Genomic DNA, 17926 nt, shown 5'->3' with positions numbered 1-17926 from the left:
ATATGGCCACGTATTTTCTGATCAAGCATCTGCACATGACCGCCGCCGCGCTGAGTCTTGCGTTGTTCATCGTGCGCGCCTGGTGGTCGGTGATCGAATCGCCACGGCTTGAGCTCCGCTGGGTGCGTATTGCACCGCACGTCATCGACACGGCACTGTTGGCCCTTGGCGTCACCTTGATGGTGATGCTGCGGTTCTGGCCGCATCAACACCCATGGCTGACTGCCAAGCTGATCGCACTGGTGGTCTACATCGTCTTGGGCACGATCGCCATCAAACGCGGGCGCACGCCGCTACAACGAGGTATCGGCGCGGTCGCGGCGATATTGGTATTCGTCTACATGGTCGGCGCGGCGATACGGCACAGCCCGTTATCCTGGTTGGCCGGCGGCTGACGGACGCGGGGGCTTCGGCAGGCCTGCACGACACTACGGCGAGAGGTCTCTGGCGTAGAGTCGCTTCCCGGCCACGAAGGTCTGTTGCGGCTGGAGATCGTCGTCGATCAGCGTGATGTCGGCATCGAACCCCACGGCCAGGTGCCCCTTGTGAGCCTCCAGGCCCAACACCCTTGCCACGTTCGCGCCGATCAGGCCCAGAGCCTGATCGATTGGCAGCACCGCTTCGTTGACCAGGCGCTGCCAATCCGCGATCAGGGCGGTGTTGCGTGCCACGCGCATGCCGATGTAGCCGCCCTGGGCATCGAACTCGGGCAGGCTGCCGTTGCAGTCGGAGCTCATGGTGAGTCGGGTTACCGGTACGCCGCGGTCGAGCAGCCGCGCCACCGCATCGAAGGCGGAAATGTCCTCCTCGCCGACCTCGTCGAAGGCAGTGACGTCCACGCTGGCCTCGAAGGCGAGCGCATAGTCGGCGGCCTCCTCGAGCAGGGTGCGGTGGCGGTTCACGTGGGTGGGGATCACCTGCTCGGCGGGAATCTCGGTCTCCGCGAGCAGCCTGCGCAGCGGCTCGAGCCCCCGCTGCCCATCGCCGACATGAAAGTGGCAGATGCCGCGTTTGCCGGCCAGCATGCCACCGACGCGTGCCTCGCTGACCAGCCGGGCGATCTCGTGATGGCTGGGCTGGCTGGAGCGATGATCCGAGATCGCCAGCTCGCCCAGACCGATGACCTCGGGGATCCAGGCCAGATCACGCTGCACGTCGCCGGTGAGGGTCGGTGGCGGTACGCGATACGACCCCGTGTACATATAGGCCGCGATGCCTTCGGCCTTGAGCCCACGCACCTTGGCCAGCAGGTCCGCCGGCGAGCGACTGATGCCGTCGGTGCCCAGCACTCCCACCACGGTGCCGATACCCATGACGGCGATCTCGGCGGCGCTGATCGCCGGGCAGCGGGTAGCGCAGCCGCCTTCGCCGCCGCCTCCCGTCACGTGGACGTGCTGGTCGATGAAGGCGGGCACGGCGATGAGGTCACGTGCCTCGATCACCTCGACCGGCCAGCCCGTCGGAATCGCCAGGTCGCGCCCCAGGGCGGCGATGCGGCCGTCGGCAATCAGGATGTCGGTGGCCGCAAGCGGTTCCGGCGCCTGGATACGCCCCACCCGCAGCAGCGTCAGCAGGCGCTCGTCTGCCCTTTCCATCAGGCCGACTCGCCAGTGGATTCGGCGGATAGCGAGAAGCGCCGGCCCTGGAAGCGCTCGATGGCCCCGGTGATGTCATCGATCAGCAGTACCAGCAGGTCACCTTCGCCGGCCTCGTCGAAGGCCCGGTCGACGGCCCGGGCCTCATCCATGATGATCTCTACCCTACAGGTACTACCCACCGACTCGGCGCCGTCGCGCAGCAGGCCGGCGGCTTCGCCGGGCGTGCGACCACGAGGATCGGTCTCGTAGATGTAGACGATGTCATGCATGTGCGCGAGTAGGGTGCCCAGTTTGAACAGATCCTCGTCGCGGCGATTGCCCGGGGCGCTGGCCACGCTGATGCGTCGCCCCGCCGGGATCCGGCTGACCAGCTCGCCGAGGGCCTCGAGGGCCGGCACGTTATGCCCGTAGTCGATGAGGACCTTGATGCCGTCAGCTTCGATGAGGTTGGTGCGGCCGGGATTCTGTCCGGGGGTGGGATGGAAGGTCTGCAGACCCCTCTGGATATCGGCGATGGAGAGCCCCAGGGCATAGGCGGCCGCGCTGGCGGCGAGGGCGTTGGCGACGTTGAAGCGGGCGTGTCCCTCGAAGGTGATCGGCACGTCCAGGACCGGGATCACCTCGGCCTCGACATGGCCCTGACGCATCACGATGCGTTCATCGTGGACCGTGAAAGCCACTCCGTGTTCGCGGACGTGCTGCCGGACCGGCCGCGCTTCGGGATCCATGGTGAAGAGGATGGTCTCGCCACGCACCCACTCCCGGCCGGCCAGGACACGTGGGTCGTCGGCATTGAGCACGGCGGTGCCGCTCTGGCTCACGGCATCGATCACCACCGTCTTGCAGCGTGCCAGTTCGTCCAGGGTCTGGATGTCGTGCTCGCCCAGGTGGTCGCTGGCGATATTGAGCAGCACCCCCACGTCGCACTCGTCGAACCCTAGTCCGCGGCGCATGATGCCCCCGCGGGCGACCTCGAGAATGGCGGATTCGACGGTGGGTTCGCGCAGCACGATGCTGGCCGCCTGGGGGCCGCTGTAGTCGCCGCGCATGATGACGTGGTTGTCGATCTCGATGGCGCCGGTGCAGGCCATGCCGACGTTGCGACCCGCCTGGCGCAGCAGGTGGGAGATAAGACGCACCGTGGTCGTCTTGCCGTTGGTGCCGGTGACCGCGACGATGGGAATGCGCGCATTGCTCTCGGGGTCGGGAAACAGCATGTCGATCACATGCTGGCCGACATCGCGGCCGGTGCCGTGGGTGGGTGACAGGTGCATGCGAAAGCCGGGCCCGGCATTGACCTCGACCACCGCGGCGGACTGCTCCTCCAGTGGCCGGGTCAGGGTCTCGGCCAGCAGATCGATGCCGATGATGTCCAGCCCGACCAGGCGCGCGATGCGCTCTGCCGCATAGCGTACCTCCGGGTGGACATCGTCGGTCACGTCCGTGGCCGTACCTCCGGTGCTCAAGTTTGCCGTGGGCTTCAGATAGACGATCGCGTTCTTCGGAATCACGCTGTGCAGGGTCAGGTTCTGCTGGTCGATCAGCCGCTGCGACTGTTCGTCCAACTGGATCTGCGTGAGCAGGTTTTCGTGCCCGATGCCGCGACGCGGGTCCTGGTTCTCCCTGTCGACCAGGGCCTGCAGCGTGGCGACTCCATCACCGATCACATGGGCCGGTCGTCGCCTGGCGGCGGCCACCAGCTTGCTGTCGATGACCAGCAGGCGATGATCCTCGCCCTTGATGTATTGCTCGACGATCACCGAAGGGCCGCGATGGGCGGCAATGCCGAAGGCCTCACGCAGGGTCTGGTCATCATCGATGCCGGTGCTCACGCCGCGGCCGTGGTTGCCGATCAGCGGCTTCACTGCGACGGGATAGCCGATGTCGCGCGCGGCATCAAGGGCGTCATCGATAGAGGTACAGACCCGGCCGTGGGGAACCGGAATGCCGGCATCGCCGAGCACCTGCTTCGTCCAGGCCTTGTCGTCGGCAATACCATAGCCGATCAGGTCCGTATGGCAGGTCACCGTTGCCTGAATCCGCTGCTGGCGATGGCCGTGACCCAACTGGATGTAGCTGTTCTCGTCACTCAAGCGGATATGAGGGATGCCACGCCGCTCGGCGGCTGCAACGATCGAGGCGGTGGAGGGCCCCAGCATATGGGTGTCGCGTACTGCCTTGAGGCGGGCGATGATCGCCGGCATGTCGATCTCGCCGCCATGAAACAGCCGGGCGACCAGCTCGACGGCTTCGACCCCGGCCGCCAGGCCGCAGGCTTCGTCCCGGTAGCGGTAAACGACGTTGTAGATTCCCGGCTCGTAGCTGTCGATGGTCTTGCCGTAGCCCACGGAAAAGCCGATCAGGTTCTGCAGCTCGATGGCGACGTGTTCGACCACATGGCCGGCCCAGGTGCCACGCTCCAGCCGCTCGAGGAAGCCGCCGGGCCTGCCCACGGAGCAGCGGTGTTCCTGCAGGGTCGGCAGCAGAGCGGTAAGCCGCTCGGCGATACCGGGGACGAGATCGCTTGGCTTCTCCTCGAGGTCCTCGATGTCCAGACGCATGAAGATGGCCGGATAGCGGCTGTAGTAGTTCGGCCCCCGCAGGGCCCGGTGTTCGAGGATATTCATCGTAGATCTGCCAGAGTGGTGCTGAGCGCGTCGGCGGTAAGATAGCGTCGCGCCTCGATATCGAAGCCGTGACCGTTGACCAGTGCATGCAGAACCTGGTGCTCGATGGCCACTGCTTCTCCCATCGCCAGATCGGCGATGTTCGAACTCGCCAGATCGCGGCTATCGATGAGGATGACATGGCCCGGGCCGATGGCTTCGAGCACCCGGTTCGGATGAATGATCACCGCGGCATCCTCGCCCAGCCCCACGCCCAGGTACTCCGGGTTGGTCGCCCCGACCTCCATCAGGCGTGTGAACCGTCCGCGCTCAAGAAAATGGCTGTCGATGATCAGGCCTTCGACGAGTCCGAGGCCGAAGGTCATGTTGACGGCGCCCTTGCGCAGGGCATCGGCGGCCGCACCGTTGTAGATCATGGTGCCCGGCATGGCCGCTGCGCCGGCACTGGTCCCGGCCACTACCGCGCCCGCCTTCAAGCGGTTGCGGATGGCCGTCAGGGTGTCCGAGCCGCCCATCACGTTGGTCAAGCGGAGCTGGTCACCACCGGTGAAGAAGATGACTCCGCTCTGCTCGATCCGGCGAACGGTCTCGGCTTCGGCCGCCTGTCGGCGGTCGCGGATGGCCAGGGAATGGACACGGCTGGCGCCCAGGCGAGAAAAGGCCGCTTCGTAGTCGGGCAACACCTCGTCGGGAATGCTGCTCGCCGTGGCGATGACGGCGACCTCGTCCTGGCCCTCGGGGGCCAGGGCAAAGACTTGTCTCAGGATCTCGAGATCGGAAGTCCTGTCCTCGGCGCCGCCGATGGCCACGATGCGGCCGGGTGCCACGGGGTGTTGGGAAGCCATAACCTGTTCGTCGCCCAGCGACGCTTTTGAGCAAACACAGAAGCCATGTTCGCGTGAATCACTTGCCGAATGGCAGGATGCTTGCCGCCTACACTTTCACTTATAACAGTTATCCCGGTGCGGGGCACGTTATCGCTGGCTTGGACGGCCCCTAGGGCCGCCCGTATGCGGTATTCCTTATGTCGCTATAGCGTGAGGCGGGCGGCGTTTTGCGGGCCTGGATCAAATCTTGGTGGGGCGCTCTGGATGCCGTTCGTCGCGGGTCAGTATGGGCGACCGGCGTTCGGTCCACCACATCCAGATGATGGAGACCAGGGTCACGCCGAAGCACAGCATCCACACCGTGGTGGCCACCCCGGTGAGGTCGACCAGGGCACCGAACATGATCGGCAGCAGGAAACCTCCCACGCCGCCGGCCAGGCCGACGATGCCGGAGACCAGGCCGAGGTTCTCGTCGTACTCGTTGGAGAGGTACTTGAACACCGAGGCCTTGCCGATGCCCCAGGCAAGGCCCACCACGAACAGTGCCGCGGTGAAAAGCCATACAGGGATACCGAAGCCGAATTCCACCACGCCTTCACCGCCGGCCGCCGCCACACGGTAGTGGGTCTCCGGGTAGGACATGATGAACAGCGCGATCAGGCTGGCCCACATGCAGCCCCAGGTGACGGTGTGGGCACCGAAACGGTCGGATAGCCAACCGCCGAAGGCGCGGATCACCCCGGATGGCAGCACGAAGATGGTAGCGATCAGCGCCGCCAGCTGGATGCCCATGCCATACTCGTTCATATAGTAGCGGGTCAGCCACAGCGAGACCCCCACGTAGCCGCCGAACACTACCGAGTAGTACTGACAGTACTTCCATACCCGGGGGTCGTTGAGCAGCCTGGCCTGCTCGCGTAGCGAGACCCGTTTCGTACTGCGGTGGGAGGGATCGGTATAGGTGAAGAACCAGAACAGGACAGCGGTGGCCAGCATGATTGCCGCGTAGATATTGGGCACCGCCTGCCAGCCCAGCACCACGATGGCCGTGGGGGCGATGTACTTGGTTACCGCGGCCCCGGCATTGCCGGCACCGAAGATACCCATGGCCAGGCCCTGACGGTCCCTCTCGAACCACTTGGCGGTGTAGGTGATGCCCACCGAGAAGGTGCCGCCCGCCAGGCCGATGAAGGCGCCCAGTACCAGCAACTGCCAGTATTGGGTGGCGAACTGCACCAGCCAGATGGCCGGCACCACGCAGACCAACACGATGAAGAACACCGGACGGCCGCCGAAGCGGTCGGTCAGCGCGCCCAGCGGCAGCCGCATCAGCGCACCGGTGAGGATGGGCACCGCGGTGAGGATGCCGAACTGGGTCCCGCTGAGATCCAGTTCCTCGGCAATCGGAACGCCGATCTCGCCGAACATCGTCCATACCATGAAGCACATGGTGAAGGCGAAGGTGTTGGCCACCAGGACCGACGTCTGCTTGAAGCGTGTTGTCGCCATAGCGTGGATGCTCTCGTCAATCAGGGATTCTTGATGTAGGCGTTGCGGCGCAGATAGAACCACCAGTTGACGATCAAACAAATGGCGTAGAAGACCGCAAAGCCGTACATGGCCAGCTCCGGAGAACCGGCTTCGATCTGGTTGCCCATGACCCGGGGTGCGATGAACGCACCATAGGCCGCGACCGCTGAGGTCCACCCCAGGACGGGCCCTTTCTTCTGCGCATCGAAGATCACGCCGATGCTGCGGAAGGTAGAGCCATTACCGATACCGCTGGCGGCGAACAGCACGATGAACAGCAGCAGGAACGGGACGAAGTAGCTGTTGGGATCGGTGGCGTTGTAGGCCTGCATCATCACGTATCCCGTGGCGATGGAGGCAAGGACCATGATCACCGAAATGGCCTGCGTGACGATCGAGCCGCCTACCTTGTCGGAGATCCAGCCACCTATGGGACGAATGGCGGCACCGACGAACGGTCCCATCCAGGCCCAGGTCATGGCACTGGGGGCGTCGGGGTTGGCGACACGCTCCCAGCCGCCGTTGTCTGCTCGTTCCAGCATCGAGCCGAAAATGACTTCGATGGATAGTGGCAGCGCCGCCGAGAAACCGATGAACGAGCCGAAGGTGAGAATGTAGAGCAGACTCATCGACCAGGTATGTTTGTCATGGAAGATGGCGAACTGCTTCTGGATGTTGGGCCTGATATCTCCGGGTATCAGGCGCATCAACCCGAGTGTCAGCCCGATGGTCAGTGGCAGCGCGAGCCACATGTTGAGCCAGCCCAGCCCCACCGGCGGTGGCAGCATGACGTAAAGCCCGATGGCCGATGTCAGCAACCCGAGATTGTACAGGCCGAAAATCTTGCCGAACGCGGCCAGCGGCGAACCGGGATTGGGGGTGATGGAACGGATGTTGTTCATGCCGAACCAGGCCGCGGCGCTGAGTGGAATCAACACCAGAACGCCCAGGAGTCCGGGGTTCTGTAGCCAGGTATCGGTTCCTTCGGGGATACGGCCGATCAAGGTACCGCTGGCTCGCTCCAGTTCCATGGGGTCGCCGGAGAGACCGGCGAATATCGCCGCGGTCATCGACAGCGGAATCAGTATCTGCATGCCGGTAACGCCCAGGTTGCCCAGTCCGGCATTGAGTCCCAAGGCCAGGCCTTGTTGGTGTTTGGGAAAGAACGAGGAAATATTGGCCATCGAGCAGGCGAAATTGCCGCCACCGACACCGGATACGAGAGCCAGTAACTGGAATGCCCAGAGCGGTGTATCCTGGCTTTGCAGCGCCAGATAGGCGCCCAGACAAGGAATGATCATCAGGGCCGTGGTCAGGAAGATGGTGTTCCGACCCCCGGCGATACGAATCATGAAAGAGGCGGGGATACGCAGCGTCGCACCGGATAGTCCGGCAATACCCACCAGCGTGAAAAGCTCTGCCTCCGAGAAGGGAAAGCCGAGATTGTTCATCTGGACCGTCAGCATGCCCCACATCTGCCAGTAGCCAAAGGCGACCAGCAGGCAGGGGATCGAGATCCACAGGTTGCGGTACGCGATCCGTTTGCCCTGGTGTTCCCAGAAGACGGGATCTTCAACATCCCAATGCTCGAGATCCGCATTGCGGCCACCGCGGCCGATACCATCAGTGGTTTCAGCCATCGCCTTCCCCCTTGGGTTATTCACGTCACCGGTCCTTTCCTGGTCCGTTCCGTACCGTTGAGCCGAGATGACGCGGCACGGCCGAACTCAAGCGCACGATAAGCCGGTCAGCTACCGGAATAAACCGGGTGTCAGGGAAGGGAACAAGGCGAAATACCTCTTTCGAGATATAAGGGATATAAAGCCAATTCATTGATTTAAGGAGATTTTTTGTGGCATGTCAGCATGTGGAGGTGCTGTGTCGGCGACTCAGTTTCTTTGGAGGTACTCATAAAAAGTCCCGGGGGAAATCGTAGGAATATTCCGGCTTACTTAAAGTTTCCGGTGGATCGACCGATATCCGTAATGCGAGTCATTGAGATGCAAGGATGCACTAATGAACCGGAAACGTTATCGACTTGTCTTCATCGTTGCCGCTTGGTCGGCGTTCATCTGGCACTCCGGTCTGCGGGCGCAGGATGGCCCGTTCGACGACACACTGCGTCGTCAGCAGGAGCGGGAGCGAGCCCTGCAGGATCGTCAGACACCTGATCCGGATGTGCGCCTGTCGGTTCCGGGCGAGGCCCCCGAACGTCTGCCCGACCATGAGGTCCCCTGTTTCCTGATTCATGAAATCGATCTGCAGGGCGATGACGCGCAACGCTTCGCTTGGCTGCTCGATGCCATTGATGGCGGATCGCTCGATGACGACCCTCTGGGGCGTTGTCTGGGTACCCAGGGCATCAACCTGGTGGTCACGCGTGCCCAGAATGCGTTGATCGAGCGTGGCTATATCACCAGCCGTATCCTGGTGGAGCCCCAGGATCTCAGCGGCGGCACACTCATGCTCAGTCTGGTCCCCGGGCGAATCGAGCGCGTTCGGGTCGCCGCGCCACAGCGTTTCCACGCCACCCTGGAAAATGCCGTGCCGATCGGGAAAGGGGACATCCTCAACCTGCGCGATATCGAGCAGGCACTGGAGAACCTGCAACGCCTGCCGTCGGCGGATGTCGACATTCAGATAGCGCCGGGCGAGACCCCCAATGGCAGCGATCTGGTCGTCGATTACCGTCAGGGGCAGCCACTGCGCGCTTCCTGGTCTGTCGACGACAGTGGCAGCGATGCCACGGGGCGTTATCAGAGCAGTGTGACAGTGGCCTATGACAACCTGCTGGGCGTCAACGACCTGTTCTACGCTAGCCTGGGCAAGGATCTGGGCGGTGGCGACGCTGGCTCACGCGGCAATCGTAGCCGCTCCTTCCACTATTCCGTGCCTTGGGGTTACTGGAGTCTGGGCACGACATACAGTGACTATCACTATCACCAGACCGTCGCCGGGGCCTTCGAAGATGTCGTCTACGAAGGCTCGAGTCGCAATATCAAGGTCACCCTGTCTCGGGTGATCCATCGCGCCGCTTCCCGCAAGACCACTGCATCATTCAGCGGCTTCCAGAACCGTTCGCGCACCGCCATCGATGGCGAGGAGATCCCCGTCCAGCGCCGCCAGGTTGGCGGCTGGGAAGCCGGACTCGCGCATCGCGAGTTCCTGGGGCGTGCCACGCTTGACGCGGAGATGTTCTATCAACGGGGAACCGGTGCGTTCGGTTCGTTGCCTGCACCGGGGGAAGCGTACGGCGAAGGGACGTCACGTTTCCAGATCGTCACGGCCAATGCCGAGCTCGATGCGCCGTTTGAGGTGGGTGAGCAGGCGCTGCGCTATCTTGGACAATGGCGACTGCAACGTAACCTGACCCCACTGGCACCGTTGGAGCGTTTTTCCATCGGCAGCCGTTATACCGTGCGCGGCTTTGACGACACTGGCCTTTCCGCCGAGCGTGGCTGGCTGATCCGCAACGAACTCGAGATGCCGCTGGGAAGCAGCGGCCAGGCGCTCTATGCCGGGCTCGACTATGGCCGAGTCGGCGGCGCGAGCAGTGAATGGCTGCTCGGCAAGGAACTGGGCGGTGCGACACTCGGCCTGCGCGGTAAACTGCTGCGCTTCATCAATTACGATGTGTTCGTCGCCACGCCGATCAGCAAGCCGGGCGGGTTTCGCACCGACAGCCACGACGCCGGCTTCAGTGTGCACGTGGCGTTTTGACAGGAGCGCTAAAGTTCGTGTCGGCGCTGCCGATATGCAAATAAGGATCATTTGCACGAAAGGAATCGTTAATGAACCGGTACTGCTATCGCCTGGTCTTCAACAAGGCCAAGGGGCGACGGGTGGTCGCGTCGGAGGCAGCCACCTCGGAGCGCCAGGATGGCGCGGCAACGCCCCGTGGCCATATGTCGTCCCACTCTGTGGCTCTCCGCCGAATTCTCGGCACCCTCCAACCGCTGGCCTGGAGCATCCTGCTGGCGCTAGGCCTGGTGCCGGTTCCGGTGCATGCCCAGATCGCCCCCGACCGCAGCGCTCCGGGTAGCCAGCGCCCCCATGTACTGAATAGCGCGAATGGCACGCCGCAGGTCAATATCACCTCACCGAATGCCAAGGGCGTGTCGCGCAACGCCTATCGCCAGTTCGACGTGGATGGCAAGGGGGCGATCCTCAACAATGCTCGCACCGCGACGCCGACCCGGATCGGGGGCTGGGTGCAGAGCAACCCCAATCTCGCTACCGGTGAAGCGCGGGTCATCGTCAATGAGGTCAACTCTTCGAACCCGAGCCGATTACATGGTGCGGTGGAAGTCGCGGGCAGGCGCGCCGAGGTGATCATTGCCAATCCCGCCGGCATCGATGTCGACGGGGCAGGTTTCATCAACACCCAGGGCATCACCCTGACCACGGGCCAACCGCAATATGATAACGGCGCGTTGGACGACTACCGCGTCGAGGGTGGCACAGTCCGGATTCACGGCGACGGCCTCGATGCCGGCGATGCCGATTATGCCGCCATTCTTGCCCGCGCCGCCGACATCCAGGCCGGGGTGTGGGCCGAGGAACTGGAGGTCGTCACCGGCACCAACCGGATCAGCGCCGACCGCCAAGCGATCGATACCATCGAGGGCGGTGGCGAGCCCCCGAGCGTGGGCATCGACGTTGCCCATCTGGGCGGCATGTACGCCGGCAAGATCCATCTCATGGCTACCGAGCGTGGTGTCGGTGTCCATCATGCCGGTGACATGGTCGCCGATGAAATCGTGGTCGAAGCGGATGGACGTATTACCAACCGTGGACGGATCGCTACCCAGGAGGACATGCGTCTGGCGAGCCGCGGCGATATCGCCAACTACGGTTCACTGCGTGCCGGTGACGAAATCGTCGCGACCAGTGACGGCGAGATCGCCAATCGCGACAGCGGGACGTTCATCGCGCGAGACGATGTCCAGCTATCGGCGGCTACCCTGAGCAGCGACGGCGACTCTCTGCTCGCCGCCGGCGTGCGCGACGACGGGGCGTTGGGTGACCATGGCGATCTGACTATCGCGGCGACCCGTGACATCGAGGGAAGTGGGCAACATATCGCCGCAGGAGGGTTCTATGCCCAGGCTGAGACCGTGACACTGCGAAACAGCCATACCCAGGCACAGGATATCGACATCGTGGCGGGGCAAGCGGGTATCGATGCGAGCGGCGCCACCCTTGCCGCACAAGGAGAGCTCAGCACCAGCACACCCGGCTCGCTGCGTACCGACGATGCCAGCGTCGTCGCCGACACGCTCACTCTCGATATCGGCGCACTATCCAATAGCGGTGGCGATATCGTGCATCTTGGCGAGCAGCCGCTGTCGTTGACGCTCGAAACTCTCGATAACACCTCGGGGCGACTGGCCAGCAATAACGGTGCGTTGGAGATAGCGGCCGAGGGCGATATCGACAATACCCAGGGGCGGTGGCTGGCGGAGCAAATCGACGTCACCGCTGCCGGATTGAACAATAGCGACGGCCTGCTCAGTGCTAGCAACGGCGAGCTGCGCGTGCAGGCGGATGAGCTCGACAACACCAAGGGACGGGTGGAAACCGTCGGCGACCTGTCTCTGGATATCGATGGGACCCTGACCAATACAGGCGGCGAGATCGTGCATGCCGGCGCAGGTGCGGCCCGAATCGGCGCCTCTCATATTGAAGGCAGCAATGGTTTGATTGCCGGCCAGGGCGAGTTGACGCTGACGGCCGATGGTATCGACCTCGATGGCGCCACCACCAGCGCCGAGCGCATTGCCGTGCATACCGAGCGACTCAGCCATCGCCAGGGGGAGATGTCGCAGCATGGCGATGATGCCGAGCTGCTGTTGGCGATTCGCGAAGAGTTGGACAATCGCGAAGGCTGGATCGCTAGCCTCGCCGATATTTCCCTGGACGCCGGTGATCTCGTCAACCACTCGGGCATGCTGCAGGCGGCGGACGACGTGAGGCTGGAGACGGGCACGTTGAACAATCGACAAGGTGAGATCCTGGCCGGTGACAGTCTGGGACTCGACGTCAACGGAGGACTCGACAATACCGGTGGTCGAGTAGTGGCATCGGGCGATGCCGCCCTTTCGACGGCCTCTCTCATCAACGCCGATGGCATCCTCGCCACACAGCAGGGCGATCTCTCCCTGGATAGCCTGGGGACTATCGACAATCGCCAGGGACGCCTCGAGGCGGGGGGCGGGTTGGCATCGGTCAGTCGCGCGCTCGATAACCGCAATGGCGATATCATCGCGACAGCGGTCGACCTCACCACCCAAGCGCATCGCCTGAATAACCGCGGTGGCCTGATCGCCGCCCGGGAGTCGCTCGAGTTGGCCAGCGGCGAGCTCGACAACACCGGCGGCACGCTGCAAGCGGGTGACGGTCTCGCTCTCGACACCCATGGCAAGGCGCTGCTCAATACGGAGGCTGGCACGATCCTTGGTGAGGACGATGTGTCGCTGACGGTGGGAGGTCTCGACAACACGGCGGGCCTGATCGGTGCCGGCACGGGGCTTGACCTCCGGGCCGACACCATTACCAACCGCGATAGCGGCACGCTACTGAGCGAAGCCGACATGTATGCGGCGGCCGCCAGCCTCGACAACCACGGCGGCCAGCTCCAGGCCCTGGGTGACTTGAGCCTCGACCTTAACGGCAGGCTTGGCAACCGAAACGGTTTGATGCGCGCCGGCCAGACGCTGGAATTGAGTGCGAACCAGGTGTCCAATCGCCATACCCAGGGCGACGACCAGGGCATCGAGGGGCACAGGATTCAACTGGACGCCGACGAGCTCGACAACCGCCAAGGCACCATTCGCGCCGACCAACTGGCCGAAATCCAGGTGGATGAAGGCGTGAATAACCGCGACGGTCTGATCTCGTCGCTCGATACGCTGGCCATACAGGCCAATGACATCGACAACCGCGCTGGCACCCTGATTGCCGACCGGGCCCTCGATCTGACGACGGCCCGCTTGACCGGCGACGGTCGCGTACTGTCGCTGGGCGATCTGGCACTGCGGCTGGCCGGCGACTTCACCCTCTCCGAGAGCGGCGAGATGATGGCGGAGGACGACCTTCATCTCGTTACCAGCGGCTCGATCGACAATCGGGGCGGACTGAGTGCCGGCGATACCCTCTCCATCGAGGCCGGGCGCCTGGACAACGCCGCCGACGGCGAGCTCTCCGGCACCACGACCCAGATCGACGTCGAGCGCTTGACCAACCGCGGCCTGATCGACGGAGTCGAGACCCACATAGTTGCCGATGTGCTCGACAACCTCGGCACGGGGCGTATTTATGGCGACTGGTTAGGCATTCAGGCCGGAAGTCTCACCAATGACGTCGAGAACGGCCAAGCCGCGGCGATTGCCGCCCGCGAGCGCCTCGATATCGGTGCCCAACGCCTGACCAATCGCGAGGACGCACTGATCTTCAGCGCTGGCGACATGGCCATTGGCGGGCGTCTGGATGCGGACAGCAGGGCTACCGGCCGGGCGACCCGACTAGATAATAACAGCGCCACCATCGAGGCGTTGGGGGATTTATCTCTATCAGCGGCAAGACTCGATAATACCAATGAGCACTTCGCAACCGAGCTCGTCCAGGTGGCCGACTTACCGCAACAGCGTTATATCGAACCGAGTGGATGGGACGACAAATTGTCGGCAAGCGAATTCACTTGGCTGAATACTGTTGACTATGCCACCAAGACTTACCAAGGAGGGTACCTCTATGGGAGCAACAACATTCTTGCTGGAGGCGAAAAGATTCTGCGTTGGACGGAATACGATGCCGAGCGCACCGAATACGAAAGCCAAGTTGTGCACTCCCGACCTGGGCGGATTCTTGCCGGTGGCGATACGTATCTAGGGGGTGACAAACTGCTCAACGACAAGAGCCAGATCGTGGCCGGTGGCGTGCTTAGCGGCGATCTCAAGCGGTTGGAGAATCGCGAGGCGCAAGGAAGGCGTTATATCGAAGAGAGCGGTATCAAGCGCAGTAGCTCCCCTTCTGGTTATGGAGTATGTCAAGGCGGTAACGGTTGTGGCTCTCGTTTGTATTCCCGCGGGTGGTCCGCCTGGCAACCCTATTCCTACTCCGGCGAAGCCGACACCTTCGCACTGCCCGTTACGGCGGTCGGCGGCAACCACGTCATCGACGGCAGTGACATCCAGCCCGATGCGCACGCCGGCACGTCGTTCGATGCCTCGGCTCAGGGCTCGCATGGCGCCCAGGTGAACCTCCAGACCAATGGGCCTGACGGCCGCGTTATCGAAGTGCCGGCCCTGCAGCTTCCTCCCAACTACACTTCGACTGCTGCACACTCGGCCCCTCTCGGCATGATCCGCAGCGTTATGCCGAATGTCACCTTGCCGGCCAACAGCCTGTTCCAGATCAATCCCGAACCTACGGCACACTATCTGGTCGAGACCGATCCACGCTTCACCGATCGGCGAGAGTGGCTCGGCTCCGACTATATGCTCGATGCCCTGCAGAGCGATCCGAGCACGGTCCAGCAGCGCCTCGGCGACGGCTTCTACGAACAGCGGTTGGTCAACGAGCAGATCATGCAGTTGACCGGGCAGCGTTATCTGGCAGGCCATGGCAACGATGACGAGCAGTACCGGGCGCTGATGAACGCCGGTATCACCTTCGCCGAGGAGCACGACCTGCGCCCCGGCGTGGCGCTCACCGCCGAGCAAATGGCCCAGCTAACCAGCGATATCGTCTGGCTGGTGGAACAGGAGGTCACCCGGGAAGACGGCTCCATCACGACGGTGTTGGTCCCGCAGGTCTATGCCCGGGTGCGCGAGGGCGATCTGCACGAAGACGGCACCCTGATAGCGGGTGACTCTCTAACGCTCGATGTGAGGAACGATATCGTCAACACGGGCACTCTGGCCGGTCGTGAGCTCGTCGAGCTGACGGCGGAGAACATTGCCAATCTGGGTGGGCGCATCGGTGGTAACCGGGTCGATCTCGAGGCGCGTAACGATCTCGACAATATCGGCGGCGAGATAACCGCCGGCGAATCCCTGGCGCTGCGGGCCGGCCGAGACCTGACGCTGGCCAGTACCTCGGAACGCCTGGCCGGGCTTTACGTCACCGAGGCTGGCGGCGGCCTGAGCGCCGATGCCGGTCGTGACCTGAGCGTTGTCGGTGCCGACCTCGACAGTGCCGGAAAGCTCCAGCTCGGTGCCGGCCGTGACCTGGATGTCACCAGTACCCTGGTCAGTGACCAGACTAACCTTGGCTATCGACTCAGCAGCACCGAACTCGAGCGCGGTACGACTCTGTCGGCGGGTAGCGATCTGGTATTCGACGCCGGGCGTGATCTAACCCTGACGGCGGTCGAGGCGAGTGCCGACGGTGATGGTTTGCTGAGTGCCGGCCGCGACGTGACGCTGGATGCATTGGCGACTCATGAGAGCCGTAGTGCATGGTGGAACACGACCCGGGAAAGTGCAGAGATCGGCACCCAACTTGATATCGGCGGCAGCCTGGCGCTCCTGGCCGGACAAGATATCGCCGCCCGTACTGCCCAGTTAAACACCGGAGATGACCTGACTCTCTCCGCCGGTCGCGATATCAGCCTGGAGGCTGGCCTCTCCCGGCAGTATGAAGAGGCGCGCCGGGGGCGCACCCACACCATCGACAGCCAGACCCGGGTGCAATCCACCACGCTCGATACCGGCGGCGACCTGCTATTGCAAGCCGGCAACGATCTACGCCTGACGGCCAGTCAGCTACAGGCCGAGGGTGATGCAGCCCTGATGGCCGGTGACCGGATCGACCTGCTCACCGCCCAGGAGGAAGACTACTCCCTCTACGAATCGCGCAGTAGCGGCCTATTCAGCAGCAGTTATCGGCGCGACGAAGAACACGACATCCGCGACGTCGGCACCCATATCACCGCAGGCGACGATATGACTATCGCCAGTAGTGGTGACCAGCACTATAGCGGCGCGCGTCTGGAGGCCGGCCGGGACCTGGGACTACTCAGCGGTGGCGAAATCGCCTTCGATATGGCCAGCGACCTGCACCAGGAATCCCACGAGCGCAGCAAGAGCAATTTCGTGAGCCAATCCGCCAAGGGGAAAGGCTCCACCCGAGAAACCCTGCGCCAGAGCGAGTTGGTCGCGCAAGGCGATATCTTGCTGCAGGCGGAGCAGGGCATTCACGCCCTCTACACCGCCCGACGCGGCGAAAGTCTCGATCAGGCCATTGAGCGTGCCGTGGCCGATAACCCGGATCTTGCCTGGCTCAAGACTCTGCAAGGCCGCGATGACGTGACCTGGGAGAGCGTCGACGCCTTCCGCGACGAATGGAGTTACAGCCACAGCGGCCTGAGTCCGATAGCCAGCACGATCCTGACGGCAGTGGTTTCCTACTACACGGCGAATGCCGCCAGCGGTATGATCGGCAACCTTTCCGGCACGGCGGCGGGTTCCCAGGCGACATTTGCGGCAGGCGCCACGACGGCAGGTGACATCGCGATAGCGGCAGGCTCGGGCAACGCCATTCTCTCCGGTATAGCGGGCGGCGCCGTGGGTAGCGGCGTGGGCGCGTTCAGTCAGGGGGGTGACTGGCAAGAAGCGGCTTGGCGAGGTGGGATTACCGGAGGCTTTACCGGTTATCTTAGCGCCGGTACTTATTACGACAACCCTATTAATACCGCCAAGGACGTTGGCAGCGACCTCGCGGCCGGCAATCTGAGCAACCTGGCCAATACGGCTGGTCACTTTGGTATGCAGCAAATCTATGGCGAGTTACAACAGAAAATGGCGGATGGAGTGGGGCTTAACTCGGATGAGCTCAATTGGCTGCTGATGGCGGGTTCAATTGCGGGGAATGAAGTGGCCGGGGGGCGATTTTGGGCAAATGATGATGACTTTAACCATACAGAAAATACAGGGACTACGGGGTTCTTCTCTCGGGATAAGAAATCTATTGCTGGTAGTTTTTTTGATCTGACGGACTCCGCTTTGGGCTATCAGGATTTGCCGGATGCCTCGGTTCGGCAGCAACTGATGGAAGGTGGCATAGGTTTGCCAATTGCTGGTGGGCATAGCCTGGGGTCTATAACGCAATCCTACCTGGCACGTCACGGTTTAGTGGAAAGCGCGTATCTGGAATCAGTGCCCTTTGGCATTGTGGCACCGCCCAATGCGGAAGTGAGATTGGGGCAAGGCGATATCATCAATGGCTTTGGCGCTGGGAAACTATTCAATTGGCATGGCGAGATAGTCCCGACAGGACTTTTTCAGCATTCAAGAAAATTTTATTCGCCTTTCCGTCCTAACAATGAGAGAGGAAATTGATT

General features: G+C 62.9%; 8 protein-coding genes. 3 read left to right on the top strand and 5 right to left on the bottom strand.

What is annotated here, in order from left to right; translation table 11 throughout:
- Positions 1-2: 2 nt before the first annotated feature.
- Positions 3-395 (top strand): SirB2 family protein, encoded by a 393-nt coding sequence (locus tag BLW01_RS06270; RefSeq protein ID WP_092568659.1) that lies wholly within the window; start codon positions 3-5, stop codon positions 393-395.
- Positions 396-428: 33 nt separating this feature from the next.
- Here BLW01_RS06270 and iadA read toward each other — a convergent pair whose 3' ends face one another.
- The 5 genes from iadA to BLW01_RS06245 form a co-directional block, all read right to left on the bottom strand.
- Positions 429-1595, bottom strand: a complete 1167-nt coding sequence (iadA, locus tag BLW01_RS06265) for a beta-aspartyl-peptidase (RefSeq protein ID WP_092568658.1) — start codon at positions 1593-1595, stop codon at positions 429-431.
- Entirely contained in the window at positions 1595-4225 is a 2631-nt protein-coding gene (cphA, locus tag BLW01_RS06260; RefSeq protein ID WP_092568657.1) for a cyanophycin synthetase, read from the bottom strand. The genes iadA and cphA overlap by 1 nt, the downstream gene beginning before the upstream one ends.
- Positions 4222-5070, bottom strand: a complete 849-nt coding sequence (locus tag BLW01_RS06255; protein WP_092568656.1) for a cyanophycinase — start codon at positions 5068-5070, stop codon at positions 4222-4224. Before BLW01_RS06255 ends, cphA begins: the two co-directional genes overlap by 4 nt.
- A gap of 222 nt (positions 5071-5292) precedes the next feature.
- Complete coding sequence (locus BLW01_RS06250; protein WP_092568655.1) at positions 5293-6561, bottom strand: MFS transporter; 1269 nt, start codon at positions 6559-6561, stop codon at positions 5293-5295.
- 20 nt (positions 6562-6581) lie between these two features.
- A complete protein-coding gene (locus BLW01_RS06245; RefSeq protein WP_092568654.1) occupies positions 6582-8222 on the bottom strand; it encodes an MFS transporter in 1641 nt (546 codons plus the stop codon).
- Positions 8223-8598: 376 nt separating this feature from the next.
- On the opposite strand from BLW01_RS06245, the gene BLW01_RS06240 reads away from it, so the two are divergent.
- Complete coding sequence (locus BLW01_RS06240) at positions 8599-10302, top strand: ShlB/FhaC/HecB family hemolysin secretion/activation protein (protein ID WP_092568653.1); 1704 nt, start codon at positions 8599-8601, stop codon at positions 10300-10302.
- A gap of 71 nt (positions 10303-10373) precedes the next feature.
- On the top strand, positions 10374-17924 hold the full coding sequence (locus BLW01_RS06235; RefSeq protein WP_092568652.1) for a two-partner secretion domain-containing protein: 7551 nt from the start codon (positions 10374-10376) through the stop codon (positions 17922-17924).
- The last annotated feature ends 2 nt before the right edge of the window (positions 17925-17926 follow it).

This window comes from Aidingimonas halophila (assembly GCF_900106955.1).
GTDB lineage: Bacteria > Pseudomonadota > Gammaproteobacteria > Pseudomonadales > Halomonadaceae > Aidingimonas > Aidingimonas halophila.
Note: the sequence above shows the minus strand (reverse complement) of the source record. Positions and strands in the feature narration are given on the sequence as shown.

Excerpts from the sequence above, each read along its gene's own strand:
- BLW01_RS06270 (WP_092568659.1), top strand. The coding sequence starts at position 3 with ATGGCCACGTATTTTCTGATCAAGCATCTGCACATGACCGCCGCCGCG.
- iadA (WP_092568658.1), bottom strand. The coding sequence starts at position 1,595 with ATGGAAAGGGCAGACGAGCGCCTGCTGACGCTGCTGCGGGTGGGGCGT.
- cphA (WP_092568657.1), bottom strand. The coding sequence starts at position 4,225 with ATGAATATCCTCGAACACCGGGCCCTGCGGGGGCCGAACTACTACAGC.
- BLW01_RS06255 (WP_092568656.1), bottom strand. The coding sequence starts at position 5,070 with ATGGCTTCCCAACACCCCGTGGCACCCGGCCGCATCGTGGCCATCGGC.
- BLW01_RS06250 (WP_092568655.1), bottom strand. The coding sequence starts at position 6,561 with ATGGCGACAACACGCTTCAAGCAGACGTCGGTCCTGGTGGCCAACACC.
- BLW01_RS06245 (WP_092568654.1), bottom strand. The coding sequence starts at position 8,222 with ATGGCTGAAACCACTGATGGTATCGGCCGCGGTGGCCGCAATGCGGAT.
- BLW01_RS06240 (WP_092568653.1), top strand. The coding sequence starts at position 8,599 with ATGAACCGGAAACGTTATCGACTTGTCTTCATCGTTGCCGCTTGGTCG.
- BLW01_RS06235 (WP_092568652.1), top strand. The coding sequence starts at position 10,374 with ATGAACCGGTACTGCTATCGCCTGGTCTTCAACAAGGCCAAGGGGCGA.